Origin of the sequence: Cedecea colo, from assembly GCF_011808225.1 — a bacterium.
GTDB lineage: Bacteria > Pseudomonadota > Gammaproteobacteria > Enterobacterales > Enterobacteriaceae > Dryocola > Dryocola colo.
Genome location: NZ_SOYS01000003.1, coordinates 116,737 through 142,353, shown reverse-complemented (window position 1 = coordinate 142,353; position 25,617 = coordinate 116,737). Strand labels below are relative to the sequence as shown.

23 protein-coding genes, 2 tRNA genes and 1 other RNA gene are annotated in these 25,617 nt (G+C 52.3%); 7 read left to right on the top strand and 19 right to left on the bottom strand.

The features are described 5' to 3' along the window. Positions 1–65: 65 nt before the first annotated feature. From infB to rlmE, 10 genes are all read right to left on the bottom strand, one after another. Positions 66–2,753: a translation initiation factor IF-2 gene (gene infB / locus E2L00_RS08990; protein WP_167610085.1), complete on the bottom strand. Its 2,688-nt coding sequence runs from the start codon at positions 2,751–2,753 to the stop codon at positions 66–68. A gap of 24 nt (positions 2,754–2,777) precedes the next feature. Beyond that, the gene (gene nusA / locus E2L00_RS08985) at positions 2,778–4,283 is read right to left on the bottom strand and encodes a transcription termination factor NusA (RefSeq protein WP_167610082.1); all 1,506 of its coding nucleotides are present in this window, start codon (positions 4,281–4,283) and stop codon (positions 2,778–2,780) included. A gap of 27 nt (positions 4,284–4,310) precedes the next feature. Beyond that, positions 4,311–4,763, bottom strand: a complete 453-nt coding sequence (gene rimP, locus E2L00_RS08980) for a ribosome maturation factor RimP (RefSeq protein ID WP_167610079.1) — start codon at positions 4,761–4,763, stop codon at positions 4,311–4,313. 207 nt (positions 4,764–4,970) lie between these two features. Further along, positions 4,971–5,047 (bottom strand) — tRNA-Met (locus E2L00_RS08975). A gap of 59 nt (positions 5,048–5,106) precedes the next feature. Further along, a tRNA-Leu gene (locus E2L00_RS08970) sits at positions 5,107–5,193 on the bottom strand. Between the two features lie 48 nt (positions 5,194–5,241). Beyond that, complete coding sequence (gene secG / locus E2L00_RS08965; RefSeq protein ID WP_167610076.1) at positions 5,242–5,574, bottom strand: preprotein translocase subunit SecG; 333 nt, start codon at positions 5,572–5,574, stop codon at positions 5,242–5,244. Between the two features lie 231 nt (positions 5,575–5,805). Next, positions 5,806–7,143: a phosphoglucosamine mutase gene (gene glmM / locus E2L00_RS08960; protein WP_167610073.1), complete on the bottom strand. Its 1,338-nt coding sequence runs from the start codon at positions 7,141–7,143 to the stop codon at positions 5,806–5,808. Then, positions 7,136–7,984 (bottom strand): dihydropteroate synthase, encoded by an 849-nt coding sequence (gene folP, locus E2L00_RS08955; protein ID WP_167610070.1) that lies wholly within the window; start codon positions 7,982–7,984, stop codon positions 7,136–7,138. The genes glmM and folP overlap by 8 nt, the downstream gene beginning before the upstream one ends. Before the next feature lie 101 nt (positions 7,985–8,085). Beyond that, positions 8,086–10,023, bottom strand: coding sequence for an ATP-dependent zinc metalloprotease FtsH (gene ftsH, locus E2L00_RS08950; protein ID WP_167610067.1), 1,938 nt, complete (start codon positions 10,021–10,023; stop codon positions 8,086–8,088). A gap of 56 nt (positions 10,024–10,079) precedes the next feature. Continuing rightward, entirely contained in the window at positions 10,080–10,709 is a 630-nt protein-coding gene (gene rlmE / locus E2L00_RS08945; RefSeq protein WP_167610764.1) for a 23S rRNA (uridine(2552)-2'-O)-methyltransferase RlmE, read from the bottom strand. Between the two features lie 125 nt (positions 10,710–10,834). On the opposite strand from rlmE, the gene yhbY reads away from it, so the two are divergent. Beyond that, the gene (yhbY, locus tag E2L00_RS08940; RefSeq protein WP_167610064.1) at positions 10,835–11,128 is read left to right on the top strand and encodes a ribosome assembly RNA-binding protein YhbY; all 294 of its coding nucleotides are present in this window, start codon (positions 10,835–10,837) and stop codon (positions 11,126–11,128) included. 106 nt (positions 11,129–11,234) lie between these two features. Here yhbY and greA read toward each other — a convergent pair whose 3' ends face one another. After that, the gene (gene greA / locus E2L00_RS08935; protein WP_167610061.1) at positions 11,235–11,711 is read right to left on the bottom strand and encodes a transcription elongation factor GreA; all 477 of its coding nucleotides are present in this window, start codon (positions 11,709–11,711) and stop codon (positions 11,235–11,237) included. A 244-nt stretch (positions 11,712–11,955) separates the two neighbouring features. Between greA and dacB the strand changes: the two genes are divergently transcribed. From dacB to pmrB, 3 genes are read left to right on the top strand one after another with little or no spacing between them, the layout of a single operon-like run. After that, positions 11,956–13,389, top strand: coding sequence for a serine-type D-Ala-D-Ala carboxypeptidase (dacB, locus tag E2L00_RS08930; RefSeq protein ID WP_167610058.1), 1,434 nt, complete (start codon positions 11,956–11,958; stop codon positions 13,387–13,389). A 2-nt stretch (positions 13,390–13,391) separates the two neighbouring features. After that, a complete protein-coding gene (pmrA, locus tag E2L00_RS08925) occupies positions 13,392–14,054 on the top strand; it encodes a two-component system response regulator PmrA (protein ID WP_167610055.1) in 663 nt (220 codons plus the stop codon). Beyond that, positions 14,051–15,109, top strand: a complete 1,059-nt coding sequence (gene pmrB / locus E2L00_RS08920; protein ID WP_167610052.1) for a two-component system sensor histidine kinase PmrB — start codon at positions 14,051–14,053, stop codon at positions 15,107–15,109. Before pmrA ends, pmrB begins: the two co-directional genes overlap by 4 nt. Positions 15,110–15,160: 51 nt before the next feature. Here the strand turns inward: pmrB and cgtA are convergent, their stop codons facing one another. From cgtA to rplU, 4 genes are all read right to left on the bottom strand, one after another. Continuing rightward, positions 15,161–16,333 carry an Obg family GTPase CgtA gene (cgtA, locus tag E2L00_RS08915; protein ID WP_167610049.1) on the bottom strand — a complete coding sequence of 391 codons (1,173 nt, stop codon included), beginning with the start codon at positions 16,331–16,333 and terminating at the stop codon, positions 15,161–15,163. A 16-nt stretch (positions 16,334–16,349) separates the two neighbouring features. Then, a complete protein-coding gene (locus E2L00_RS08910; RefSeq protein ID WP_167610035.1) occupies positions 16,350–17,315 on the bottom strand; it encodes a DMT family transporter in 966 nt (321 codons plus the stop codon). 100 nt (positions 17,316–17,415) lie between these two features. Continuing rightward, a complete protein-coding gene (rpmA, locus tag E2L00_RS08905; RefSeq protein ID WP_121267728.1) occupies positions 17,416–17,673 on the bottom strand; it encodes a 50S ribosomal protein L27 in 258 nt (85 codons plus the stop codon). Positions 17,674–17,691: 18 nt separating this feature from the next. Continuing rightward, positions 17,692–18,003 (bottom strand): 50S ribosomal protein L21, encoded by a 312-nt coding sequence (gene rplU, locus E2L00_RS08900; RefSeq protein ID WP_121267729.1) that lies wholly within the window; start codon positions 18,001–18,003, stop codon positions 17,692–17,694. Positions 18,004–18,264: 261 nt separating this feature from the next. On the opposite strand from rplU, the gene ispB reads away from it, so the two are divergent. Together ispB and sfsB are read left to right on the top strand one after the other, a co-directional pair. Next, the gene (ispB, locus tag E2L00_RS08895) at positions 18,265–19,236 is read left to right on the top strand and encodes an octaprenyl diphosphate synthase (RefSeq protein WP_167610032.1); all 972 of its coding nucleotides are present in this window, start codon (positions 18,265–18,267) and stop codon (positions 19,234–19,236) included. Between the two features lie 231 nt (positions 19,237–19,467). Next, complete coding sequence (gene sfsB, locus E2L00_RS08890) at positions 19,468–19,731, top strand: DNA-binding transcriptional regulator SfsB (RefSeq protein ID WP_167610029.1); 264 nt, start codon at positions 19,468–19,470, stop codon at positions 19,729–19,731. A gap of 467 nt (positions 19,732–20,198) precedes the next feature. Here the strand turns inward: sfsB and rnpB are convergent. The 4 genes from rnpB to garL form a co-directional block, all read right to left on the bottom strand. Next, an RNA gene (gene rnpB, locus E2L00_RS08885) (RNase P RNA component class A) lies at positions 20,199–20,577 on the bottom strand. A gap of 42 nt (positions 20,578–20,619) precedes the next feature. Next, the gene (gene garK / locus E2L00_RS08880; protein ID WP_167610026.1) at positions 20,620–21,765 is read right to left on the bottom strand and encodes a glycerate 2-kinase; all 1,146 of its coding nucleotides are present in this window, start codon (positions 21,763–21,765) and stop codon (positions 20,620–20,622) included. Between the two features lie 53 nt (positions 21,766–21,818). After that, positions 21,819–22,712 (bottom strand): 2-hydroxy-3-oxopropionate reductase, encoded by an 894-nt coding sequence (gene garR / locus E2L00_RS08875; RefSeq protein WP_167610023.1) that lies wholly within the window; start codon positions 22,710–22,712, stop codon positions 21,819–21,821. A gap of 32 nt (positions 22,713–22,744) precedes the next feature. Beyond that, a complete protein-coding gene (gene garL / locus E2L00_RS08870) occupies positions 22,745–23,515 on the bottom strand; it encodes a 2-dehydro-3-deoxyglucarate aldolase (RefSeq protein ID WP_167610021.1) in 771 nt (256 codons plus the stop codon). Between the two features lie 521 nt (positions 23,516–24,036). Here garL and garD point away from each other — a divergent pair. Next, a complete protein-coding gene (gene garD, locus E2L00_RS08865; RefSeq protein ID WP_167610019.1) occupies positions 24,037–25,608 on the top strand; it encodes a galactarate dehydratase in 1,572 nt (523 codons plus the stop codon). Positions 25,609–25,617: the final 9 nt, after the last annotated feature.

The following is a 25,617-nucleotide window of genomic DNA, read 5'->3' as shown; positions in this document are numbered from 1 at the left end:
AATTCTCCATACAAATCGGGGGGCGCTCGGCCCCCCTTAAGATATTACCGGTTTCCCGGACTCTATCAGGCGATCGTACGCTGGATTTCGATGATTTCGAAGACTTCGATAACATCGCCAACGCGCACATCGTTGTAGTTCTTAACGCCGATACCACATTCCATGCCGTTACGCACTTCGTTGGCATCATCTTTGAAGCGGCGCAGGGATTCCAGCTCGCCTTCATAGATAACCACGTTGTCGCGCAGTACACGGATTGGGTTGTGACGTTTGACCACGCCCTCGGTAACCATACAACCTGCGATGGCACCAAACTTCGGTGATTTGAACACATCGCGCACTTCGGCCAAGCCGAGGATTTGTTGTTTGAGTTCCGGAGAAAGCATGCCGCTCATCGCCGCTTTCACTTCGTCGATCAGATTGTAGATGACGGAGTAGTAACGCAGATCCAGGCTTTCCGCTTCGATAACGCGGCGAGCAGAAGCATCGGCACGCACGTTGAAGCCAACCAGAATAGCGTTAGAAGCCGCAGCAAGCGTTGCGTCAGTCTCGGTGATACCGCCCACGCCGGAACCGATGATTTTCACTTTCACTTCATCGGTAGAGAGCTTCAGCAGGGAATCGCTGATCGCTTCCACAGAACCCTGAACGTCTGCTTTCAGCACGATGTTCACTTCGGACACTTCGCCTTCGGTCATGTTGGCGAACATGTTTTCCAGTTTAGATTTCTGCTGGCGAGCCAGTTTCACTTCGCGGAATTTACCCTGACGGTACAAAGCAACTTCACGCGCTTTTTTCTCATCACGAACAACGGTAACTTCATCACCCGCTACCGGAACACCGGACAGGCCAAGGATCTCAACGGGGATAGAAGGACCAGCCTCGGCCACTTCACGACCAAGTTCGTCACGCATTGCACGCACACGGCCATATTCAAAGCCGCACAGCACGATATCGCCTTTGTTCAGCGAGCCTTCGCGAACCAGAACGCTTGCTACCGGACCACGACCTTTATCCAGGAAGGATTCGATAACCACGCCGCTTGCCATGCCTGTACGCATCGCTTTCAGTTCCAGAACTTCGGCCTGCAGCAGAATGGCGTCCAGCAGTTCGTCGATACCGGTACCGGCTTTCGCTGACACGTGGATGAACTGGCTTTCACCGCCCCACTCTTCCGGCATGATGCCGTACTGGGACAGTTCTTGCTTAACGCGATCTGGATCGGCTTCTGGCTTATCGATTTTGTTCACTGCAACCACTACCGGCACCTGCGCCGCTTTCGCGTGCTGGATTGCTTCGATAGTTTGTGGCATTACGCCATCGTCCGCTGCAACAACCAGCACTACGATATCCGTTGCCTGAGCACCACGAGCACGCATAGAAGTAAAGGCTGCGTGGCCCGGGGTATCCAGGAAGGTGATCATGCCGTTGTCGGTTTCTACGTGATATGCACCGATGTGCTGGGTAATACCACCCGCTTCGCCGGACGCCACTTTAGTAGAACGAATGTAGTCAAGCAGAGAGGTTTTACCGTGGTCAACGTGACCCATGATGGTAACAACCGGCGCGCGGGACTCAGCCACTGCGTCGGTATCACGGTCGCTCATCAGCGCCTCTTCCAGCTCGTTTTCACGACGCAGGATGACTTTGTGGCCCATCTCTTCGGCAACCAGCTGTGCGGTTTCCTGATCGATGACCTGGTTAATGGTCGCCATCGCGCCCAGCTTCATCATCGCTTTGATGACCTGGGAGCCTTTGACGGCCATTTTATTAGCCAGCTCTGCAACGGTAACGGTTTCGCCGATGACAACGTCGCGGTTAACCGCCTGCGCAGGCTTATTGAAGCCCTGTTGCAGGGTGCTAGGTTTACGCTTGCCTTTGCCGCCGCGAACCGCTGCACGCGCTTCTTCGCGGTCAGCTTTGGATTCGCCGTGCTTGCCGCCTTTCTTCTGGCGTGGAGCTTTGGTAGCAGTAGTACGAGCACGAGTACGGCCGCCTTCTACTTCACGGTCGTTTTCGTCTTCTGCCTGGCGGGCATGCTGAGAAGTGGTTACGTGGTAATCAGTTTTGTCGTCTTCCACTTTCTCTTCTTCCGTCCAGACGCCGGCGTTAGCTTCAGCCATTTTACGGGCTTCTTCCGCTACACGACGGGCATCTTCTTCTAGTTTGCGACGGGCTTCTTCTTCCGCTTTACGCTTAAGCTCAGCAGCTTCTGCTTCGCGGCGGGCTTTATCGGCCTGGGCGGTTTTCGTCATATCGTCAGATTGTTGATTGCTCACTTTGTCTTTTTCCGCAGCTTCACGTTTCGCTTTATCAGCGGCTTCACGCTTAGCTTTTTCTTCAGCTTCACGCTTAGCTTTTTCTTGCGCCTGACGATTGGCAGCTTCCTGCGCCTCACGTTGGGCTTGCTCTTCCGCTTCACGCTGCGCCTGTTCTTCCGCTGCGAGACGTTCAGCCTCTTGCGGATCACGTTTCACAAAGGTGCGCTTCTTGCGGACTTCGATTTGTACCGATTTACTTTTCCCACCGGTACCTGGAATGTTTAAAGTACTGCGCGTTTTGCGCTGTAATGTCAACTTGTCTGGTGCTGAACCGTGTTCACGGTTCAGGTGCGCCAGCAGGGTTTGCTTCTCTTGCGCGGAAACAGAATCATCAGCAGACTTCGGGATCCCTGCATCAGCAAATTGCTGTACCAGGCGGTCCACGGAGGTCTGAATCTCTGCGGCCAGCGCTTTTACGGTTACATCTGTCATGCTGTTCCTTCCTGCTACAGTTTATTACGCTTCGCCGCCAAACCAACAAATATTGCGAGCTGCCATGATCAATTCACCGGCTTTCTCGTTGGTTAACCCTTCAATATCTGACAGGTCGTCGACACCTTGCTCAGCCAGATCTTCCAGCGAGCTCACTCCATGCGATGCCAGTTTAAAGGCCAGCGTGCGATCCATACCTTCAAGATTCAGCAGATCTTCCTGAGGTTTTTTGTCGCCAAGGCTCTCTTCCTGAGCAAGCGCCAGAGTGGTGAGGGCGTTTTTAGCACGATCGCGTAATGCTTCCACGGTGTCTTCATCAAGGCCGTCTACTTCCAGCAGCTCTTTCATTGGCACGTAAGCCAGTTCTTCAAGCGTTGAGAAACCTTCTTCAACCAACACGGTGGCGAAATCCTCGTCAATGTCGAGGTATTTGGTAAAGGTATCAATGGCCGCATGTGCTTCAGCCTGGTGCTTAGCTTGTAGATCGTCAACGGTCATCACGTTGAGTTCCCAGCCGCTTAGCTGTGCAGCCAGACGCACGTTTTGACCGTTACGGCCAATCGCCTGCGCCAGATTGCCTGCCTCTACCGCGATATCCATCGTGTGTTTGTCTTCATCAACCACAATGGAAGCCACATCAGCAGGGGCCATCGCGTTGATAACAAACTGCGCCGGGTTGTCGTCCCACAGCACGATATCAATACGTTCGCCGCCCAGTTCAGTGGAAACTGCCTGTACGCGCGCACCGCGCATACCGACGCAAGCGCCAACCGGATCGATACGTTTGTCATTAGTCTTCACGGCAATTTTCGCACGAGAACCCGGATCGCGGGCGGCAGCCTTAATTTCAATGACTTCTTCGCCGATTTCTGGCACTTCAATACGGAACAGTTCAATCAGCATTTCCGGTTTGGAACGGCTAACGAACAGCTGTGCGCCACGAGCTTCAGGACGGACAGCATAAAGCACGCCGCGAATACGATCGCCCGGACGGAAGTTTTCGCGTGGCAGCATATCTTCACGAATGATGACGGCTTCAGCGCTGGTATTAGAACCATCGACTGGACGAACTTCGAGCGAAATATTATCACGGTTAACCTTCTTCACTACACCGGTAATAATCTCGCCTTCCTGCTCACGGAACTGGTCCACAACCATCGCACGTTCAGCTTCACGAACTTTTTGAACGATAACTTGCTTAGCCGTTTGCGTCGTAATGCGGTCGAAGGTTACAGATTCAATCTGGTCTTCAACGTATTCGCCTACGTTCAGCTCAGGGTTTTCGAATTGAGCGGCATCAAGGGTGATTTCACGCGTCGGCTGGGTGACTTCTTCTACAATGACCCAGCGGCGGAAAGTATCAAAGTCACCACTTTTACGATCGATGCTTACACGGACATCGATCTCTTGCTCATATTTTTTCTTCGTCGCCGTTGCCAGCGCACTTTCCAGTGCTTCAAAAATCTTCTCGCGTGGGAGGGATTTTTCGTTGGAAACTGCTTCTACAACAGCCAAAATTTCTTTGTTCATCCTGGGTTTTCACCTCAATCCAAACTATTAAAAGTGGGGTACCAGGTTCGCTTTCTGGATGTTGCTCAGTGCGAACACTTCGTCTTTGCCTTCGACCGTGACCGTGATCATCTCACCCTCAACGGCTTTGATAATACCCTGCCATTTGCGACGGTTTTGCACGGCCATACGCAACACAATGCTCACTTCTTCGCCAGTATAGCGAACGTAATGTTGGCTAATAAACATTGGTCGATCGAGGCCAGGTGAGGAAACTTCAAGGTTGTAGGCCACAGTGATAGGATCTTCGACGTCTAACACTGCACTGACCTGGTGACTGACATCAGCGCAATCATCAACATTGATGCCGTCTTCACTATCAATATAGATGCGCAGCGTAGATTGGCGACCACGAATGAATTCGATACCCACCAGTTCGTAGCCCAGTGCTTCGACGGGTGCTGTAATCATCTCTGTTAATTTTTGCTCTAATGTGGACAAGCCCACCCCCAAGACATAAAAAAAGGGCATATAGCCCAGTTATTCTGAAGTCAGATAACAAAAAACCCCGATAAATCGGGGCTTTATATAACTGAACCCTGTATGCCGCAATTGCGGCCCGGACACCGTCCAGAGAATTTTTTTCTAAATTCTTCGCGAGGCACCGAATGGCTCACAGTATCTTTGAAAAAGAACTCTCAGGGAAAGTGGTTGCGGGGGCCGGATTTGAACCGACGACCTTCGGGTTATGAGCCCGACGAGCTACCAGGCTGCTCCACCCCGCGTCCGAAAACGTGGCAAATACTACGCCAGAATTGCAATAAATGCAAGAATTGCTGGGATTTGGTACCGAGGACGGGACTTGAACCCGTAAGCCCAATCGGGCACTACCACCTCAAGGTAGCGTGTCTACCAATTCCACCACCTCGGCACTTTGCGCACGGTAATCACATCTTACCGCACAGAAGCTTACTGCTTATTACTGTGGGATATCGCTGGCAGGCCTGGTAGGTGCCGCTGGCGTTGTCTGCTCAGATTTCGCTGGCTGACTTAAATTATCCCACTCACTTCCTTTACTGGTTTTGTTGCTGTTGATATTCCCCAGCACCAAGCTGATGATGAAGAACAGCGTCGCCAACACAGCGGTCATGCGGGTCATGAAGTTACCTGAACCACTTGAGCCGAATAAGGTTCCGGAGGCGCCTGCACCGAAGGAGGCTCCCATATCAGCGCCTTTACCTTGTTGCAGCATGATAAGACCTACAAGGCCCAGGGCTACAATAAGGAAAACTACCAAAAGAGCTTCGTACATAATCAACCTGTTCCTTGCGGGGTTACCGCATACCTTGAGCTTCAAACCAGTAAGCAGGCAAATTTGCGTTTACCCACTGAAGCGGGTGAGAATACTAACCAAAGCAGCGGTGGTGCGCAAGGGCAATTTCTTAACATTGCACCGATTGCAGAAAAAAACAGCAACGGCCCAATTTTTGCTTACAAAACAGGCGGTGGGCGCCGCCTTTTTGTTCGCTTTGGCGCTATGTTATTAAACGGATTTGACCGCATCTGCGATGCGATTGGCGTATTCCGTTACCAGAGTATTATCTTCGCCTTCCACCATCACACGAATTAATGGCTCCGTACCAGATTTACGCAGCAGAACGCGCCCACGATTACCCAGCGCCTCTTCTACTTCAGCGGTCACTTTTTTCACGCTGTCATGTTCCAGCGGATCGCCACTGCCGGCTTTAAACCGCACGTTCACCAGAATTTGCGGGAATAATTTCATTCCGCTGCAAAGGTCGTGCAGGCTCATATGATTGCGGACCATTGCGGTAAGCACTTGCAAACCTGCAACAATACCGTCACCGGTTGTGGTTTTATCAAGCAGAATGATATGACCGGAGTTTTCCGCGCCAATTCTCCAGCCTTTTTCCTGCAATTTTTCCAGCACGTAGCGGTCGCCCACTTTCGCACGGGCAAACGGGATACCAAGCTGTTTGAGCGCCAGCTCAAGGCCCATATTGCTCATCAAGGTGCCAACCGCACCGCCGCGCAGCTGGCCCTGACGCAGCCCCTCGCGGGCGATAATGTAAAGGATCTGGTCGCCGTCTACTTTAAGACCCTGGTTATCAACCATGATGACGCGATCGCCGTCGCCGTCAAATGCGATACCGAGGTCGGCCTTTTCCGCCAGCACCCTTTCCTGCAACATGCGAACGTCTGTTGCACCGCATTTTTCGTTGATATTAACGCCGTCAGGCTCACAGCCAACGGCAATAACGGTTGCGCCCAGCTCACGCAGTACGTTCGGCGCGATGTGGTAGGTTGCCCCGTTGGCGCAGTCCACCACAATTTTTAACCCGTTCAGGCTCAGCTCGTTCGGGAAAGTGCCTTTGCAAAATTCGATATAGCGTCCTGCGGCATCAACGATGCGGCTGGCTTTACCCAGTTCGGCGGAATCTACGCAGGTGATCTCTTTTTCCATTTCAGCTTCAATGGCTTCTTCCACTTCGTCAGGCAGTTTGGTGCCGTCGATGGAAAAGAATTTAATGCCGTTATCGTAAAAAGGATTATGGGAAGCAGAAATAACGATGCCAGCTTCAGCGCGGAACGCTCGCGTCAAATACGCTACAGCAGGCGTTGGCATCGGGCCGGTAAAAGATGCCGACAGCCCGGCCGCGGCCAGCCCGGCCTCAAGGGCAGACTCCAGCATATAGCCGGAAATACGCGTGTCTTTTCCGATGATGATTTTACGCGAGCCGTGACGAGCCAGAACTTTACCCGCCGCCCAACCCAGCTTCAGAACGAAATCAGGCGTGATTGGACTATCGCCGACACGTCCACGAATGCCATCGGTGCCAAAATATTTACGGTTACTCATAGCGTTTGTTTTCCTTCGCTGAAAGTGTGGCTTCAACCACGCGCATAGCTTCTACGGTTTCTTTCACGTCGTGAACTCGGATGATATGCGCCCCCTGCATTGCCGCAACGACGGCACAAGCAAGACTGCCGCTCAGGCGCTGATCCGGCCCGACGTTAAGCAGCTGGCCAACCATTGATTTACGCGACATTCCGACCAACAGCGGCAAGCCAAAGTGATGGAATTCTGAAAGTCGGGCAAGAAGTTGGTAATTATGGCTAAGATTTTTACCGAAACCGAAGCCCGGGTCGAGTAACAATTTTTCTTTTGCGATGCCTGCCGCTTCACAACGGGCGATATGCTCAATAAAGAAGCGGTTAACCTCTTCAAAAACATCGACATAGTGCGGCGCCTGCTGCATATTTTTAGGGTTGCCCTGCATATGCATCAGGCAAACCGGCAATCCTGTTTCGGCGGCGGCTTCCAGCGCCCCCGGTTCCGTTAGCGAACGGATGTCATTAATGATGTGCGCCCCGACGCGCGCCGATTCGCGGATCACTTCAGGTTTGGACGTATCAATAGAGATCCATACTTCGAACCGCTGCGCAATCGCCTCAACGACTGGAATCACTCTCGCCAGTTCATCCTCCACGCTCACCTCAGCCGCTCCCGGCCGCGTAGATTCACCACCGATATCAATAATTGTCGCCCCGGCGTTAATCATCGCATTAGCGTGCTTTACCGCCTCAACCAGCGAGTTGTGTTTTCCCCCATCGGAAAACGAATCCGGAGTAACGTTTAAAATTCCCATAACGTGAGGATGAGCGAGATCGAGCGCGGTGCCCTGGGCGGTGAGTTTCATCAAAGTTCCTCTGAATCGGCTTTGGTTAAGACAAAAACAAAAACCCCGGGACCAGCCCGGGGTTTGGATTACTTACTGCAAAAACATAGATCGGACTCGGCTTACTTATCGCCCAACTGTTCTGACATGGTGTTACCAGGATTCGGCGTACGCGGCTCATCGACCGGACGCGGTGCACGTGGTTTCCCGTTGTTATCAGAATTGTTGTTGCCGTTATTCGATTCATCCCAACCCGCTGGCGGACGCACATCGCGGCGAGCCATCAGATCGTCAATCTGTGGCGCATCGATGGTTTCATACTTCATCAGTGCGTCTTTCATAGTGTGAAGGATATCCATGTTCTCATTCAGGAGCTGGCGAGCACGAGCATAGTTACGCTCAATCAGCAGCTTCACTTCCTGATCGATGATACGCGCGGTCTCATCGGACATGTGTTTTGCTTTCGCTACGGAACGACCCAGGAATACTTCGCCCTCTTCTTCCGCGTACAGCAGCGGACCAAGTTTTTCGGAGAAGCCCCACTGAGTGACCATATTACGCGCCAGGTTAGTCGCGACTTTAATGTCGTTAGACGCCCCGGTAGAAACATGCTCCGCACCGTAAATAATCTCTTCCGCCAGACGGCCGCCGTACAGCGTAGAAATCTGGCTTTCCAGCTTCTGACGGCTGGCGCTGATTGCATCGCCCTCGGGCAGGAAGAAGGTTACCCCCAGCGCACGGCCGCGCGGAATAATCGTTACTTTGTGCACCGGATCGTGTTCCGGCACCAGGCGACCGATAATGGCGTGACCTGCTTCGTGATACGCGGTGGATTCTTTCTGCGCTTCCGTCATCACCATGGAGCGACGTTCCGCACCCATCATGATTTTGTCTTTCGCTTTTTCGAATTCAACCATCGAAACGACACGTTTGTTGCCGCGGGCGGCAAACAGCGCAGCTTCGTTCACGAGGTTTGCAAGGTCCGCACCGGAGAAACCTGGCGTACCGCGGGCAATGATTGCCGCATCGATATCGGGTGCCAGTGGCACACGGCGCATATGCACCTTCAGGATTTGCTCGCGACCACGCACGTCTGGCAGACCGACCACAACCTGACGGTCGAAACGGCCAGGACGCAGCAATGCCGGGTCAAGAACGTCCGGACGGTTAGTCGCGGCGATAACGATGATACCTTCGTTGCCTTCAAAACCATCCATCTCAACCAGCATCTGGTTCAGCGTCTGCTCACGTTCATCGTGACCACCGCCTAAACCTGCGCCACGCTGGCGGCCGACGGCGTCGATTTCATCGATAAAGATGATGCACGGTGCCGCTTTCTTGGCCTGTTCGAACATATCACGCACGCGGGATGCGCCTACGCCGACGAACATTTCCACGAAGTCAGAACCGGAGATAGTAAAGAATGGCACTTTCGCTTCACCCGCGATGGCTTTCGCCAGCAGGGTTTTACCGGTACCCGGAGGGCCAACCATCAGCACGCCTTTCGGGATTTTGCCGCCCAGTTTCTGGAAACGGCTCGGCTCACGAAGGTACTCAACCAGCTCAGCCACCTCTTCTTTTGCTTCGTCACAGCCTGCGACATCGGCAAAAGTGGTTTTGATTTGGTCTTCGGTGAGCATACGCGCCTTGCTCTTACCGAACGACATGGCACCTTTGCCACCGCCGCCCTGCATCTGGCGCATAAAGAAGATCCAGACCCCAATCAACAACAGCATTGGGAACCAGGAAATAAAGATAGAAGCCAGCAAGCTCGGCTCTTCAGGCGGCTCGCCTACCACTTTAACGTTCTTGGTCAGCAGATTATCAAGCAGCTTGGGATCGTTAACGGGGATGTACGTCGTGTATCGGTTACTATCTTTCTTGGTAACGTTGATTTCACGTCCATTGATACGCGCTTCGCGAACCTGGTCCTGATTCACTTCAGACAGGAAAGTGGAATAATCCACCCTACGGCCGTTTGACTCGCTGGGCCCAAAGCTCTGGAACACAGACATCAGCACAACCGCGATGACCAGCCAGAGTATTAGGTTTTTCGCCATGTCACTCAAGGGATTAACCTCATATTACAACTGTGTTAACAAACAGCGTCAGGGTACTATACTTTGCGCCCGGTCGCTACAATGTACACTTCACGTGAGCGGGCACGAGAAGAGTCCGGTTTACGAACTTTAACCTTCGTAAACAGGGAGCGAATTTCTCGCAGGTATTCATCGAAACCTTCGCCTTGAAACACTTTCACTACAAAACTTCCGCCCGGCGCCAGAACGTCGCGGCACATTTCCAGTGCCAGTTCTACCAGATACATAGCGCGCGGAATATCTACTGCCGGTGTCCCGCTCATGTTTGGTGCCATATCTGACATGACAACCTGAACTTTACTGTCACCAACACGCTCCAGCAGGGCCTTGACGACTAATTCATCACGAAAATCGCCCTGAAGGAAGTCCACACCAACGATAGGATCCATTGGTAAAAGATCGCAAGCAATGATTCGCCCTTGATTCCCGATTTCTGTCACAACGTACTGTGACCAGCCTCCGGGAGCAGCGCCAAGATCGACAACCGTCATTCCTGGCTTAAAAAGTTTGTCACTTTGCTGTATTTCATCAAGTTTAAACCAGGCACGGGAACGCAACCCCTTTTTCTGTGCCTGAAGTACATATTTATCGCTAAAGTGTTCCTGCAGCCAGCGACTGGAGCTGGCAGAACGCTTCTTACCTGTCATCTCAATTTCCAACTTTGTTCATCGTGAGTGGCAGACTGTTAAAAATCAGCACAGCCGATTTGGCGATACACTGGAGATGGCGGTAGAATGAACCGTTTTCAATCCCAACGTAAGCAAATAATACGATGAATCTGAGTACTAAACAAAAACAGCACCTGAAAGGTCTTGCTCATCCACTCAAGCCGGTAGTCATGCTTGGCAATAATGGTTTGACCGAAGGGGTACTGGCCGAGATTGAACAAGCACTTGGGCACCATGAGTTAATCAAGGTCAAAGTCGCAACGGAAGATCGTGAGACAAAAACCCTGATAGTGGATGCCATCGTGCGGGAAACCGGCGCCTGTAATGTACAGGTCATCGGTAAAACGCTGGTGCTATATCGCCCGTCTAAAGAGCGTAAAATTTCTCTGCCAAAATAAGCGCAGAGTGAGCAAAATGCCACGCTCTGTTAGCTGATAAAAGGCCGCTATGCGGCCTTTTTCCTTTCTTTACAATACGCCACGTCGGCAATCAGCTTAGCAGAAATTATAAATATTCCACTTTGACGATCTCGAACTCGACATCGCCGCCCGGCGTGCGGATAACGACAACGTCATCCTGCTCTTTCCCCACCAGACCGCGTGCGATAGGTGAATTAACGGAAATAAGATTCTGTTTAAAATCAGCCTCATCATCGCCAACAATGCGATAAGCCTGCTCTTCATCGTTCTCAAGATTCAGCACGGTCACCGTGGCACCAAAAATCACACGGCCATTGTTAGGCATTTTGGTGACATCGATAACCTGGGCGTTAGATAACTTGGCTTCAATATCCTGAATACGGCCTTCACAGAAACCCTGCTGCTCGCGCGCCGCGTGGTATTCAGCATTTTCTTTCAGGTCGCCGTGCTCACGAGCATCGGCAATTGCGGCAATGATTTCCGGGCGGCGAACCGACTTCAGGAAGTCGAGCTCTTCGCGTAATCTTTCAGCACCTCGTAAGGTCATCGGAATAGGTTGCATTTGTTATACCTCTTAAAAACTGTCCTGTTCAGCACGGCCTTCAGTTGTGCTGACTTAAGAGCATAGCCAGAGCATTCGCCTGACAACAAATAAAAGAAAACTGACCCGGAGCAAAACCCCAGGTCAGGAACGGTTTTCAATTTGATACGTATTTTACCCTGGAGTTCCACAAGGGTCATCGTTTACTTTGCACCGCGATGCACCGTAGTATGGCTGCACGTTTCCAGGCTGTTACCGCGAGATTATGCGATTTTTTAGATTTGTCATTGGATTGACCAGTGCAGTGGTATTGAACGTTCAGGCCGCCAACGTTGAAGAGTACACCTCCCAGTTACCTGACGGGGCAAACCTGGCGCTGATAGTGCAGAAGGTGGGTGCGCAGGCTCCAACGATTGACTATCACAGTCAGCAGATGGCCCTGCCTGCCAGTACACAAAAAGTGATTACCGCGCTGGCGGCGCTGCTACAGCTCGGGCCAGATTTTCGCTTTACTACGACCCTTGAAAGCCAGGCTCAGGTAAGCAATGGCGTGCTAAATGGCGATCTTGTGGCGCGATTTGGCGGCGATCCGACGCTAAAACGTCAGGATATTCGCAATATGGTAGCCGTGCTGAAAAAGTCCGGCGTCCAGCAGATTCAGGGAAATGTGCTGATCGACACCTCCGTGTTTGCCAGCCACGATAAAGCGCCAGGCTGGCCGTGGAATGACATGACCCAGTGTTTCAGCGCGCCGCCAGCGGCAGCCATCGTTGACCGCAACTGCTTCTCCATATCGCTCTATAGCGCTCCGAAGCCTGACGACCTGGCATATGTTCGTATCGCATCCTGGTATCCGGTGCTGATGAACAGTCAGGTAAGGACTCTCGCCAAAGGTTCGCCGGATGCGCAGTATTGCGAGCTGGATGTCGTACCGGGCGATCTTAACCGCTTTACTCTTACGGGCTGCATGACGCAACGCGCGGATCCGCTTCCGCTGGCGTTTGCCATTCAGGACGGTGCCAGCTACGCAGGCGCAATCCTGAAGGCCGAGCTAAAAGAGGCGGGAATCACCTATAGCGGCACCTTGTTACGTCAGACACTGGTGAAGACGCCGGGCACCGTTATCGCCAGTAAAGAATCTGCCCCATTGCATGATCTGCTAAAAATCATGCTCAAAAAATCGGACAATATGATTGCCGATACCGTTTTCCGCACCATTGGCCATAATCGGTTTGGCGTGCCGGGCACCTGGCGTGCAGGCGCAGATGCAGTACGTCAGATCTTAAGCCAGAAGGCCGGCGTTAATTTAGGCAATACTATTCTGGTGGACGGTTCGGGTTTATCCCGTCATAACTTAATTTCGCCAGCCACCATGATGCAGGTGCTGCAATACATCGCGCAGAACGACACTCAGCTAAACTTTATCTCAATGCTGCCCTTAGCCGGTTACGATGGTTCACTTCAGTATCGCGCTGGCCTGCATGCCGCAGGCGTGGATGGCAAAGTGTCTGCAAAAACAGGTTCGCTGCAAGGGGTATATAACCTGGCAGGTTTCATCACTACGGCCAGCGGTCAGCGGATGGCCTTTGTGCAGTATTTATCCGGTTATGCCGTAGAGCCTGCCGATCAACGTAACCGTCGTATCCCGTTAGTGCGCTTCGAAAGTCGACTCTATAAGGATATCTATCAGAATAACTGAACATGAAACTGTTAATTGTTGAAGATGATTTACTGTTACAGAAAGGCCTGGCGCAAGCGCTGGGTAATGAGGGCTATGCGCTGGATTGTGCCGCTACAGCCGCTGAAGCTGACGCGTTAATACAAAGCGGTGAATACAGCCTGGTTATTCTGGATCTCGGTCTGCCGGACAAAGACGGCGCCGCCCTGCTCAGCCAGTGGCGCCGCCGTGGCGTACGCAATCCCGTACTGATCCTGACCGCACGCGATGCGCTTGAAGACCGGGTTAAAGGGCTGGATTCCGGCGCTGACGACTATCTGATTAAACCCTTCGCGCTGGTGGAACTTCAGGCCCGTGCACGGGCGCTGATCCGCCGCTACCAGGGACACAGCGATAATCTTTTACAGCAGGCTGACTTAACGCTCAACTTACAAACGCAGCAGGTTTTGCTGCAAGAACAGCCGCTGGAAGTTACCCCGAAAGAATTCGCCCTTCTCACTCGTTTAATGATGCGCATCGGGCAGACGGTTCATCGCGAAACGTTGCAGCAGGATATCTATAGCTGGCAGGACGATCCCGGTTCGAACACGCTTGAGGTGCACATCCACAATCTGCGCCGCAAATTAGGCAAAGAGCGAATCAAAACCGTGCGCGGCGTTGGCTATCGTCTGGAAAGCCGAATATGAATAGCATGCGTCGGCGGTTAATGCTTCTGCTTGCGATAATTCTTTTATTTTTTCAGGTGGTTAGCGCTCTCTGGCTCTGGCATGAAAGCCAGGAGCAAATCGGTTTTCTGGTAAACGAAACGCTTTCAGCCAAATCACGTAACCAGCACGTTGAGAAAGAGATCCACGAAGCCATCGCCTCGCTGTTGGTGCCTTCGCTGGTGATGATTGGTTTTACGCTGTTCTTCTCTTTTTGGGCGATCACCTGGATTACGCGTCCTTTAAACCGTCTGCGCACGAGCCTTGCCAACCGGTCTGCGGATAACCTTTCTCCCGTGCCGATGTATTCGGATATGGAAGAGGTGATGGCGGTGACCAGCTCGTTAAACCAGTTGCTGGGGCGTCTGGACCAGTCAATTCAACAGGAACGCCTGTTTACCGCCGATGCAGCTCATGAACTGCGCACGCCGCTGGCAGGCCTCAGATTGCATCTGGAACTGATGGCAAACTCGGGTAATCCGCAGGCGCCAATGCTTCTGGATCGCATCGATCAATTAATGCACACCATCGAACAACTACTGATGTTATCGAGAGCTGGCCAGGCGCTGGCCAGCGGGCACTACAGCACGCTGACATGGACCCGTGACATAATTGCGCCGCTGAAAATGGAAATGGATGAGATGATGGCGCTGCGGCAACAAACTATCGAATGGCCGCAGGAAAGCGCCGGTTCGGTACAGGGAGATGCAGTATTGTTACGCCTGATGCTGCGCAACCTGTTAGAAAATGCATCCCGTTACGGTCCGGAGAAAAGCGTGGTTACCGTCTCCCTGACGCCTGAGGATACGGGAACAGCGCTGACCGTATCAGATCAGGGTCCCGGCATTGACGAAAAGCATCGCCAGACGCTCACCGAGCCTTTCCGACGTATGGATCAGCGCTACGGCGGCAGCGGGCTTGGTTTAAACATTGTCCTGCGCATCATTCAGCTGCATCACGGAAAGCTTACGCTGGATAATCGCAGCGAATGCTCTGGTCTGAATGCCTGCTGCTGGCTGCCGACAAATATCCAATAAAAAAGGGCCAGCGATACCGGCCCTACAGACTACCGACAAAGCTTGTGCTGATTACTTCTGATAAATGATTTCGACGCCTTCGTCGTCATCTTCATCCCAGTCGTCATCCCAGTCATCGTCTTCTTCAGCTTCCGCAGCGTCGAGCTGTTGCTGGTGGTAGTCGTCCCACATGAACTCAACCTTCTCAGGCGCCACCGGTACGACTTCGCTAACCTTCGGATTAGCGATGATAAAGTCCATCACGTCCCAGCACAGCGCGTTGACGCCTTCGCGATTAACCGCAGAGATAAGATAGAACTTATCTTCCCAGCCCATCGCCGCCGCAATTTCTTTAGCGCGCGCTTCGGCTTCTTCCTGGCTCATCAAATCGACTTTGTTGAACACCAGCCAACGCGGTTTCTCTGCCAGTTTAGCGCTGTATTTTTCCAGCTCGCCAATAATAATACGGGCGTTTTCCACCGGATCGGATTCGTCGATCGGAGCGATATCAATAAGGTGAAGCAGCACGCGGCAACGCTCAAGGTGCTTCAGGAAGCGAATCCCCAGGCCCGCACCTTCGGCTGCGCCTTCGATCAAACCAGGAATGTCGGCCACCACAAAGCTTTTCTCGTTATCCATACGCACCACACCGAGGCTTGGCACCAGCGTGGTAAACGGATAATCAGCAACTTTTGGTTTTGCAGCAGAAACGGAACGGATAAAGGTAGATTTACCCGCATTCGGCAGACCCAGCATGCCAACATCAGCCAGCAGCATCAGTTCAAGCTGCAAATCACGCTTTTCACCCGGCGTACCCATGGTTTTTTGACGCGGGGTACGGTTAACGGACGATTTGAAACGGGTATTGCCCAGGCCGTGCCAGCCGCCTTTAGCGACCATTAATTTCTGGCCGTGCTGCGTCATGTCCCCCATGGTCTCGCCGGTACCGCCATCGATAACACGCGTCCCGACAGGTACTTTAACCGTTACGTCTTTACCACGCTTGCCGGTACAGTCACGGCTCTGGCCGTTCTGGCCGCGTTCCGCGCGGAAAGATTTCTCGAAGCGATAATCGATCAGGGTATTGAGATTTTCATCGGCTTCCAGCCAGACATCACCGCCATCACCGCCATCACCGCCGTCCGGGCCACCCCTTGGGATATATTTTTCACGACGGAAGCTAACGCAGCCGTTACCGCCATCACCTGCTACGACCAGGATCGTTGCTTCATCAACAAACTTCATTTCACTTCTCCGTAAATCATTCGCCCGAACGTTGTACTGGAATGACAGCTTCGGTTTTGTGCCAGCGTCCCCAAAGACGGTGACCAATGGCGGAATACATAGCGCCCGCAACCACGACAAACGCGCCGGCATAACCCACGAGGTTAAGCAACGGCATGGCGAAGAAATCGGGCCAGGCTAACGCTAATAAATCTGAAAACAGCAAGGTAAACAGCGGCGTCAGCGTAATAAGCGCGCTGACCTGCGCCGCCTGCCACCGGGCCATTGCTTCTGCCAGCGCCCCATACCCAACCAGCGTATTCAGGCCGCAGAAAATTAAACATGCCAGTTGCCACCCGCTAAGCTGAAAAATCATATTCAACTGCGCTAAAGGCAACAACGCAACAGTACACAAAGTGTACAGCAAAAAGAGGATCTGTTGCGAGGCCAGACGGCGTAATAATACCTTCTGCGCCACGCCATAGGTGACCCACACCGTCGCCGCCAGAACGCCAAAAATCACCCCAAGAGTGTAATCCGTCAGGCGGGTAAAAATTTCTATCAGACTGGTATTAAAGAACATCACCAGCCCGCAAAGCAGCATTATGGCTCCAATGACCTGCGTGCCGCGCATTTTCTCTTTCAGCACAACCACGCTTGCCACCATCATCCCCACGGGAGAAAGCTGGCCAATAACCTGAGAAGCCGTTGGGCTCAGGTACTGCAGGGAAGAACTAAACAGCAGAAAGTTACCGAACAGGCCGCCCGTGGCGATCGCCAGCAACACCAGCCAACGCGGCTTGCGGAAAATACGCATCGGAGGCAGCTTACCGCGCAGGGCGAGAATGGAGCCCAGGCCAAGGCTGGCCATCAGGAAGCGGTAAAAAACCACGGTCGGCGGCTCCATGACCGTCAGCACCTGCTTCATTGCTATTGGCAAAGCTCCCCAGCAAACAGCCGTGGTTAATGCCAAAAGAATGCCGATCCCCGCCTGCTGTTTCATACTGAAGTTCCCTGGTACTGCATTAATTTACCGGGCGCAGAATGTAAAAAGCCCCGCAACGTGTTGCGGGGCTTCAATCCGTTACCGGGACGCGAAAAACTTATTCAGCAACGATGCTGATGAACTTACGGTTTTTCGGGCCTTTAACTTCGAACTTAACTTTACCGTCAGTCAAAGCGAACAGAGTATGATCTTTGCCGCAACCTACGTTGCTGCCAGCGTGGAATTTAGTACCACGTTGACGAACGATAATGCTGCCTGCCAGAACTGCTTCACCGCCGAAACGTTTTACGCCCAGACGTTTAGCTTCGGAATCGCGACCGTTACGAGTTGAGCCGCCAGCCTTTTTATGTGCCATTTAATCTGCTCCTCTGTATTAAGCGCTGATGCCAGTGATTTTCACATCAGTGAACCACTGACGATGACCTTGCTGCTTACGGTAGTGTTTACGACGACGAAACTTAACAATTTTAATTTTCTCGCCACGACCGTGAGCAACAACTTCAGCTTTGATTACGCCGCCATCAACGAAAGGAACGCCGATTTTGATTTCTTCGCCATTAGCGATCATCAGAACTTCTGCGAACTCAACAGACTCGCCAGTTGCGATGTCCAGCTTTTCCAGGCGAACGGTCTGACCTTCGCTTACTCGGTGTTGTTTACCACCACTTTGGAAAACCGCGTACATATAAAACTCCGCTTTCCGCACACACCTTACATTGGTTTCAGGTGGCGCTATAAATATTCACAATAGGGCGCGAATATTACGCAAACACGGAGCATTTGACAAGCCCGATTGTGCATACTCGTAGAAAAAAAACGCAACATCACAGACAACGTTTATCTGCCTCGTTTTTTCAGTACAATCTGTACTACATTATCACTTCTCTACCTCCACGTTATTCCATAACAACATGTGGTAAACAGGACTGTAAGCCAGACTTCTGCGATGAATTTAGAAAAAATTAATGAGTTAACCGCGCAAGATATGGCGGGTGTCAACGCGGTCATCCTTGAACAGTTAAATTCGGATGTTCAACTGATCAACCAGTTAGGCTATTACATCGTTAGCGGCGGCGGGAAACGCATACGCCCAACGATCGCGGTACTTGCCGCACGAGCGCTCGGCTATCAGGGCCGCGCGCATATCAACATTGCCGCTTTGATCGAGTTTATCCACACCGCCACGCTGCTTCACGACGATGTGGTAGACGAATCAGACATGCGTCGCGGCAAAGCAACGGCCAACGCGGCATTTGGTAACGCGGCAAGCGTTCTGGTGGGGGACTTTATCTACACCCGCGCCTTCCAGATGATGACGCAACTGGGCTCGCTGAAGGTTCTTGAAGTCATGTCCGAAGCAGTCAACGTGATTGCAGAAGGAGAAGTGCTGCAGTTGATGAACTGTAACGACCCGGACATCACCGAAGAAAGCTATATGCGTGTGATTTACAGCAAAACCGCGCGATTGTTCGAAGCGGCAGCGCAATGCTCCGGAATTTTGGCCGAAGCTACTGCCGAACAGGAGCAGGCTTTACAGGATTATGGACGCTATCTTGGCACTGCCTTCCAGCTTATCGACGATTTACTGGACTACAGTGCGGATGGCCAAACGCTGGGTAAAAATGTGGGAGATGACCTTAACGAAGGCAAACCGACGCTTCCTTTACTGCACGCCATGCGAAATGGTACGCCAGAACAGACCCGGATGATCCGTGAAGCCATCGAGCAGGGTAACGGCCGTCATTTGCTACAGCCTGTTCTGGAGGCAATGGCCGCTTGCGGTTCGCTGGAGTGGACCCGCCTTCGTGCAGAACAAGAGGCGGATAAAGCCATCGAAGCCCTCAGCGCCTTGCCGGAAAACGAGCATAAAGAAGCTTTAATTGCTCTGGCACATATGGCTGTTCAACGCGATCGATAATCTATCTTGCGCGTCATTAACTGGCGCGCAAAGTTTCCAATAAAAACAGTTTATCCTCTTCAGACGCTCTTCCTCTGCAACGCTTATGCATAAGTTTTCACATGGTTTTGTGTTTTAAAACACAGATCTGAGCATTGTTATTTTTTATTGGAAATTATTAAATCAACATGTGTTATAAATTCCAAATGAAGCATAAATGCACAGGAAAGAAGATTGTTATAGGAAGGAACAATGGATAAAGAACAGACGGACTGGCATCCTGCGGACATTATCGCAGGCCTTCGCAAACGGGGAACATCCCTTGCGGCAGAATCGCGCAAAGCTGGGTTAAATTCGGCCACCTTAGCTAATGCTTTAACTCGTCCCTGGCCCAAAGGTGAATATATTATTGCGAAGGCGCTGGGAACGGAGCCATGGCTAATCTGGCCTTCACGTTATTACGATCCGGTGACGCATGAGTTTATCGATCGTTCTTTATTAATACGTAAAAAGTAATGCCAGACGCCTTATGAACCGTCATTCATCCTGATGCCGCATCCACAGCAAAACGCCCGGTACAATTTTCACTGTACGGGACATCTTTGAATGGCTGAAGCTGACCGTTAAGCCGCTTCCTTTTATGAAGAGCGTCGTGGACAGGCATTCATCCTGATGCCTCATCCACAGCAAAACGCCCGATACACTTTTCACTGTACCGGGCGTTTCCCTGAATGGCTGAAGCTGATCGTTAAGCCGCTTTCTTTTATGAAGAGCGTCGTGAGCAGTCGCTCATCTTTACGCCGCATCCACAGCAAAACGCCCGGTACAATTTTCACTGTACCGGGCGTTTCCTTGAATGGTTGAAGCTGATCGTTAAGCCGCTTTCTTTTATGAAGAGCGTCGTGAGCAGTCGCTCATCTTTACGCCGCATCCACAGCAAAACGCCCGGTACAATTTTCACTGTACCGGGCGTTTCCTTGAATGGTTGAAGCTGACCGTTAAGCCGGGTTCTGTCGTGGACAGTCATTCATCTAGGCCAGCAATCGCTCACTGGCTCAAGCAGCCTACCCGGGTTCAGTACGGGCCGTACCTTATGAACCCCTATTTGGCCTTGCTCCGGGTGGAGTTTACCGTGCCGCGAACTGTTACCAGACGCGCGGTGCGCTCTTACCGCACCCTTTCACCCTTACCTGATCCCGCTTGCGCGGGCCATCGGCGGTTTGCTCTCTGTTGCACTGGTCGTAGGCTTGCGCCTCCCAGGCGTTACCTGGCACCCTGCCCTATGGAGCCCGGACTTTCCTCCCCTCCGCCCGTCTCCCCCTAAGAGGACGACGACGAAGCGGCGACTGCCTGGTCAGCTTCGGCGCGAAGTATAGAGGGTTTACGCGCCCATGTCACGCTGACTTAGCCGGTAGTTTTCATGCCAATAGCAACCGTTGCGGCGATATTACGCGAGGCGCGATAAATGTTTTCGAAGGCGTTTTTCAGCGCTTCATCCAGCGTATCAACGCTATTGAGTACGCTGAACACCGCATCAATACCGTGCTGATGCACCACCGCAACATCGTAGGCCAGGGAGCCGGCAATGCCAATCACCGGCTTACGATACCTTTTTGCTACTGCCGCAACGCCTACGGGAACTTTTCCACGAATACTTTGGCTATCCATGCGCCCTTCACCTGTCACCACCAGCGAGCAGTTATGTATATGCTCCTCCAGGTTCAGGGCTTCGGTAACAATCTCAATACCGCTGCGTAAATCAGCGCCAAGGAAGGCCATTAACGCGGCTCCCATGCCGCCTGCTGCGCCCGCCCCCGGTGTGTTTTCCACATCTATACGCAGATATTTTTTTATCACTTGCGCAAAATGCGCCAGATTGCGATCCAGCTCGACAATCATGGCCTCGTTGGCGCCTTTCTGCGGCCCAAAAATTCGGGATGCGCCGTTACCGCCAGTCAATGGATTAGTCACATCGCATGCCACGTTAATCGCGCAGCTTTCCAGACGCTTATCCAGCCCGGAAATATCAATGCTGTTCAGACTCAGCAAACCGCCGCCGCCCGGGCTGACCGCTTTGCCAGCCGCATCAACCAATTTTGCGCCCAGCGCCTGCATCATCCCGGCGCCGCCATCGTTAGTGGCGCTGCCGCCAATACCGATAATGATATTGCGCACGCCGCTATCCAGCGCACGCAATATCAATTCTCCGGTACCGCGCGAGGTGGTCACAAGCGGGTTGCGTTTCTCAATCGGCACTAGCGCAAGACCGCTGGCTTCCGCCATCTCGATAAATGCAGTTTTACCGTCACCAGACATACCCCAGCAGGCTTTCACGGTCTCGCCCAGCGGCCCGGTGACCAACGAGACAACTTTAGAACCCTGCGTTGCACTAATCATTGCATCGACAGTACCCTCGCCGCCATCCGCGACCGGGACAGAAACGTATTGGGCATCAGGGAATATTTCACGAAACCCCTTTTCGATAGCCTGTGCCACTTCAATAGCGGAAAGGCTTTCTTTATAAGAGTCGGGGGCAATAACGATTTTCATAATAATCCATGCCTGATTCGGCCTGAGAAAAGCAGGGTGCGCCAGGCGTCCTCTCAATTCTTTGTGACTTCAACTTTCGCCAGTTTTTCGTAGTAGCAGGCAATTGCGCTGTGGTCGTCGTTACCGTGGCCGTCAGCACGCAGCGCCTGCATCATCTCCATAACGGCAGCGGTCAAAGGAAGCTGCGCGCCCACGCCATGAGAAGTATCCAGCGCATTCGCGAGATCTTTAATATGCAGATCGATACGGAAACCGGGTTTGAAGTTACGGTCCATCACCATCGGCGCTTTCGCTTCCAGAACGGTGCTGCCCGCAAGGCCGCCACGAATCGCCTGGAATACCAGCTCAGGATTCACGCCGGCCTTGGTTGCCAGCACTAAGGCTTCAGACATTGCAGCAATATTCAGCGCCACAATCACCTGATTCGCCAGTTTGGTCACGTTGCCCGCCCCGATATCTCCGGTATGCACCACGGAACCTGCCATGGTTTTGAGCAGATCGTAATACCGATCGAAAATCGCTTTATCGCCACCCACCATTACGGACAGCGTGCCGTCGATAGCTTTTGGTTCGCCGCCGCTGACCGGCGCGTCCAGCATATTGATGCCTTTGGCTTGCAACGCCTCACTGATTTCACGGCTCGCCAGCGGCGCGATGGAGCTCATGTCGATAACCACGGTGCCCGGTTTCGCCCCTTCAATAATGCCATTTTCACCCAGCGCAACCTCTTTCACATGTGGGGAATTAGGCAGCATAGTGATTACCACATCGCACTGCTCAGCAATTTCTTTTGGGGTGGTGGCAGTTTCTGCACCAGCGGCAATCACTTCAGCAATCGCCTCTGCATTATGGTCGGTGACCACCAGCGAATAACCGGCTTTAATAAGGTTTTTACTCATTGGCTTGCCCATGATGCCAAGGCCGATAAACCCAACTTTCATTGTCATAGCTTTACTCTCTCGTTATTAACGGATGGAAGTTATTTTTTAAACTGGTCGCACAGCTTCTGCGTAGCAGAGCGGAAAACGCCCAAATCGCTGCCAACCGCTACAAAAGTCGCTCCCCATTCCAGGTAACGTTTAGCGTCTGCTTCAACGGGCGCCAGAATCCCTGCTGGTTTGTCGAACGCTTTGGCACGGGCGAAAATGTGCTGGATACAACGCTGCACTTCCGGGTGGGATGCGTTGCCCAGATGGCCTAATGCCGCCGCCAGATCGCCTGGCCCGACGAAGATGCCGTCCACACCGTTGGTGCCCGCAATCGCATCCACGTTATCCACGCCCTGCTGGCTTTCGATCTGCACAAGAACGGTGATATTTTTGTTCGACTGAGCGAAATAGTCCGGCACGGTGCCAAACATATTGGCGCGATGCGAAACGGACACGCCGCGAATACCTTCCGGTGGGTAACGCGTAGAAGAAACCGCCAGCGCCGCTTCTTCCTGAGTTTCTACAAAGGGAATCAGGAAGTTATAGAAGCCGATATCCAGTAGACGCTTAATTATCACTGGATCGTTAGTGGGCGCACGAACGACCGGGGCGCTCTGGCTGCCGGTGAGCGCCATCAGTTGTGGAATAAACGTAGTGATATCGTTTGGAGCGTGTTCTCCATCCAGCACAATCCAGTCGAATCCGGCAAGTCCCAGTACTTCGGTGCTGATGGGGTTAGCTAGTGCCGACCAGCAGCCGATTTGTACCTGGTGGGCCGCCAACGCAGCCTTAAATTTATTCGGGAATACGTTGTTATTCATGAGGTTTACCTTAATGTTTCATGGCTTGCTGCTGCAATTCCATACGTTTGATTATTATCTGACACGATCGGTATCGATATATAAAAAGTGCGGCACGGTCAGCATAGTTAATCTTCGGCGCGATAAAGATAATTAATAATATTAAACATTAGCTCCATTCCCCTTTTTTGATTCAGGTTTTGTTCTGTTTATTCTGATGAGCGTTGCTAACGGTAACTAATTCAGCGTTTATGACACGCAACAAAGTATAATCAGCACGGGACGCGCGTGCATTAGGCAATTGCACAAGAAAGCAGTGCTATAAGATGATTATTATAAGCATATGTACATATTGATGGGGCGTATTGCACATATTTTTATATTATGCTGCGGTCAGGAAAGACGTGGTGGCGTTAGGTGATCTGCATCACACCCTTATATTTATCGGCCTGACATTATTTAGGTAGCGAGCGATCCTGAGTCGACAATTAATCTAAGGCCGCGACTTTATAAATATATTTATACCTGGAGAAGCGTGAAACATGTCAGAGATCGAAATTAGAAAGCAACCGCCTACGGCCTTTTATATTAAGGTTCATGAAGCCGATAACGTAGCCATTATTGTTAACGACAACGGCCTGAAAACAGGTGCTCAGTTTGCGAATGGACTGACGTTAATTGAGCATATCCCGCAGGGCCATAAAGTTGCGCTGGTCGATATTCCTGCCCGTGGCGCAATTATTCGCTACGGTGAAACGATCGGCTATGCGGTGCGTGACATTAAGCAAGGCAGCTGGATCGATGAATCATTGGTGGCTCTGCCTGAAGCGCCGCCGCTGCATACGTTGCCATTGGCCACAAAAGTCCCGCAGCCGTTGCCAAAACTTGAAGGTTACACTTTTGAAGGCTATCGCAACGCAGACGGCAGCGTCGGCACTAAAAATCTCCTCGGCATCACTACCAGCGTGCACTGCGTCGCAGGCGTTGTGGACTATGTTATCAAAATCATTGAACGTGATTTACTGCCCCGCTATCCGAACGTTGACGGCGTGGTGGGACTGAATCATCTTTATGGCTGCGGCGTGGCCATTAACGCCCCGGCCGCGGTGATTCCTGTTCGCACCATTCATAATATTGCTCTGAACCCAAACTTCGGCGGCGAAGTGATGGTGATTGGCCTCGGCTGTGAAAAACTTCAGCCAGAACGCCTGCTGGAAGGTACCGACGACGTCCAGCCCATTTCACCAGCCGACGCCAGCATCGTCCGTCTGCAGGATGAACATCACGTCGGCTTCAAATCAATGGTGGAGGATATTCTGGCCGTTGCAGAGCGCCACTTACAAAAACTTAACCAGCGTCAGCGGGAAACCTGCCCGGCCTCAGAGCTGGTAGTCGGTATGCAGTGCGGCGGCAGCGATGCGTTCTCAGGCGTGACGGCTAATCCGGCCGTTGGCTATGCCGCCGATCTTTTAGTGCGCTGCGGTGCAACGGTAATGTTCTCTGAAGTCACTGAGGTCCGTGACGCCATTCACCTGTTAACTCCGCGAGCCATCAATGAAGAAGTAGGAAAACGCCTGCTCGAAGAGATGGAATGGTACGACAACTACCTGGACATGGGTAAAACCGATCGCAGCGCCAACCCGTCACCGGGAAACAAAAAAGGCGGACTGGCAAACGTGGTGGAAAAAGCCCTTGGCTCCATCGCTAAATCAGGCCAGAGCGCGATTGTGGAAGTGCTTTCACCGGGTCAGCGTCCAACCAAACGCGGTCTTATCTATGCGGCCACCCCAGCGAGTGATTTTGTCTGCGGCACGCAACAGGTAGCATCCGGCATTACCGTGCAGGTCTTCACTACCGGACGCGGCACGCCATACGGCCTGTTGGCAGTACCGGTTATTAAAATGGCGACCCGCACCGCGCTGGCCAACCGTTGGTACGATCTGATGGATATCAACGCGGGCACCATCGCCACCGGCGAGGCCACCATTGAAGATGTGGGTTGGGAACTGTTTAAATTAATTCTTGATGTCGCAAGCGGCCGCAAGAAAACCTTTTCGGATCAATGGGGATTACACAACGCGCTGGCGGTATTTAACCCTGCCCCGGTAACCTGATCTTTGTAA

Bases quoted from the DNA above. Each gene is read 5' to 3' on its own strand.
- garL (WP_167610021.1), bottom strand. From the start codon at position 23,515: ATGAATAACAACGTATTCCCGAATAAATTTAAGGCTGCGTTGGCGGCC.
- rplU (WP_121267729.1), bottom strand. From the start codon at position 18,003: ATGTACGCGGTTTTCCAAAGTGGTGGTAAACAACACCGAGTAAGCGAA.
- pmrB (WP_167610052.1), top strand. From the start codon at position 14,051: ATGAATAGCATGCGTCGGCGGTTAATGCTTCTGCTTGCGATAATTCTT.
- sfsB (WP_167610029.1), top strand. From the start codon at position 19,468: ATGGATAAAGAACAGACGGACTGGCATCCTGCGGACATTATCGCAGGC.
- yhbY (WP_167610064.1), top strand. From the start codon at position 10,835: ATGAATCTGAGTACTAAACAAAAACAGCACCTGAAAGGTCTTGCTCAT.
- greA (WP_167610061.1), bottom strand. From the start codon at position 11,711: ATGCAACCTATTCCGATGACCTTACGAGGTGCTGAAAGATTACGCGAA.
- cgtA (WP_167610049.1), bottom strand. From the start codon at position 16,333: ATGAAGTTTGTTGATGAAGCAACGATCCTGGTCGTAGCAGGTGATGGC.
- pmrA (WP_167610055.1), top strand. From the start codon at position 13,392: ATGAAACTGTTAATTGTTGAAGATGATTTACTGTTACAGAAAGGCCTG.
- nusA (WP_167610082.1), bottom strand. From the start codon at position 4,283: ATGAACAAAGAAATTTTGGCTGTTGTAGAAGCAGTTTCCAACGAAAAA.
- dacB (WP_167610058.1), top strand. From the start codon at position 11,956: ATGCGATTTTTTAGATTTGTCATTGGATTGACCAGTGCAGTGGTATTG.
- E2L00_RS08910 (WP_167610035.1), bottom strand. From the start codon at position 17,315: ATGAAACAGCAGGCGGGGATCGGCATTCTTTTGGCATTAACCACGGCT.
- rpmA (WP_121267728.1), bottom strand. From the start codon at position 17,673: ATGGCACATAAAAAGGCTGGCGGCTCAACTCGTAACGGTCGCGATTCC.
- garK (WP_167610026.1), bottom strand. From the start codon at position 21,765: ATGAAAATCGTTATTGCCCCCGACTCTTATAAAGAAAGCCTTTCCGCT.
- garD (WP_167610019.1), top strand. From the start codon at position 24,037: ATGTCAGAGATCGAAATTAGAAAGCAACCGCCTACGGCCTTTTATATT.
- ftsH (WP_167610067.1), bottom strand. From the start codon at position 10,023: ATGGCGAAAAACCTAATACTCTGGCTGGTCATCGCGGTTGTGCTGATG.
- garR (WP_167610023.1), bottom strand. From the start codon at position 22,712: ATGACAATGAAAGTTGGGTTTATCGGCCTTGGCATCATGGGCAAGCCA.
- rlmE (WP_167610764.1), bottom strand. From the start codon at position 10,709: ATGACAGGTAAGAAGCGTTCTGCCAGCTCCAGTCGCTGGCTGCAGGAA.
- folP (WP_167610070.1), bottom strand. From the start codon at position 7,984: ATGAAACTCACCGCCCAGGGCACCGCGCTCGATCTCGCTCATCCTCAC.
- secG (WP_167610076.1), bottom strand. From the start codon at position 5,574: ATGTACGAAGCTCTTTTGGTAGTTTTCCTTATTGTAGCCCTGGGCCTT.
- ispB (WP_167610032.1), top strand. From the start codon at position 18,265: ATGAATTTAGAAAAAATTAATGAGTTAACCGCGCAAGATATGGCGGGT.
- infB (WP_167610085.1), bottom strand. From the start codon at position 2,753: ATGACAGATGTAACCGTAAAAGCGCTGGCCGCAGAGATTCAGACCTCC.
- glmM (WP_167610073.1), bottom strand. From the start codon at position 7,143: ATGAGTAACCGTAAATATTTTGGCACCGATGGCATTCGTGGACGTGTC.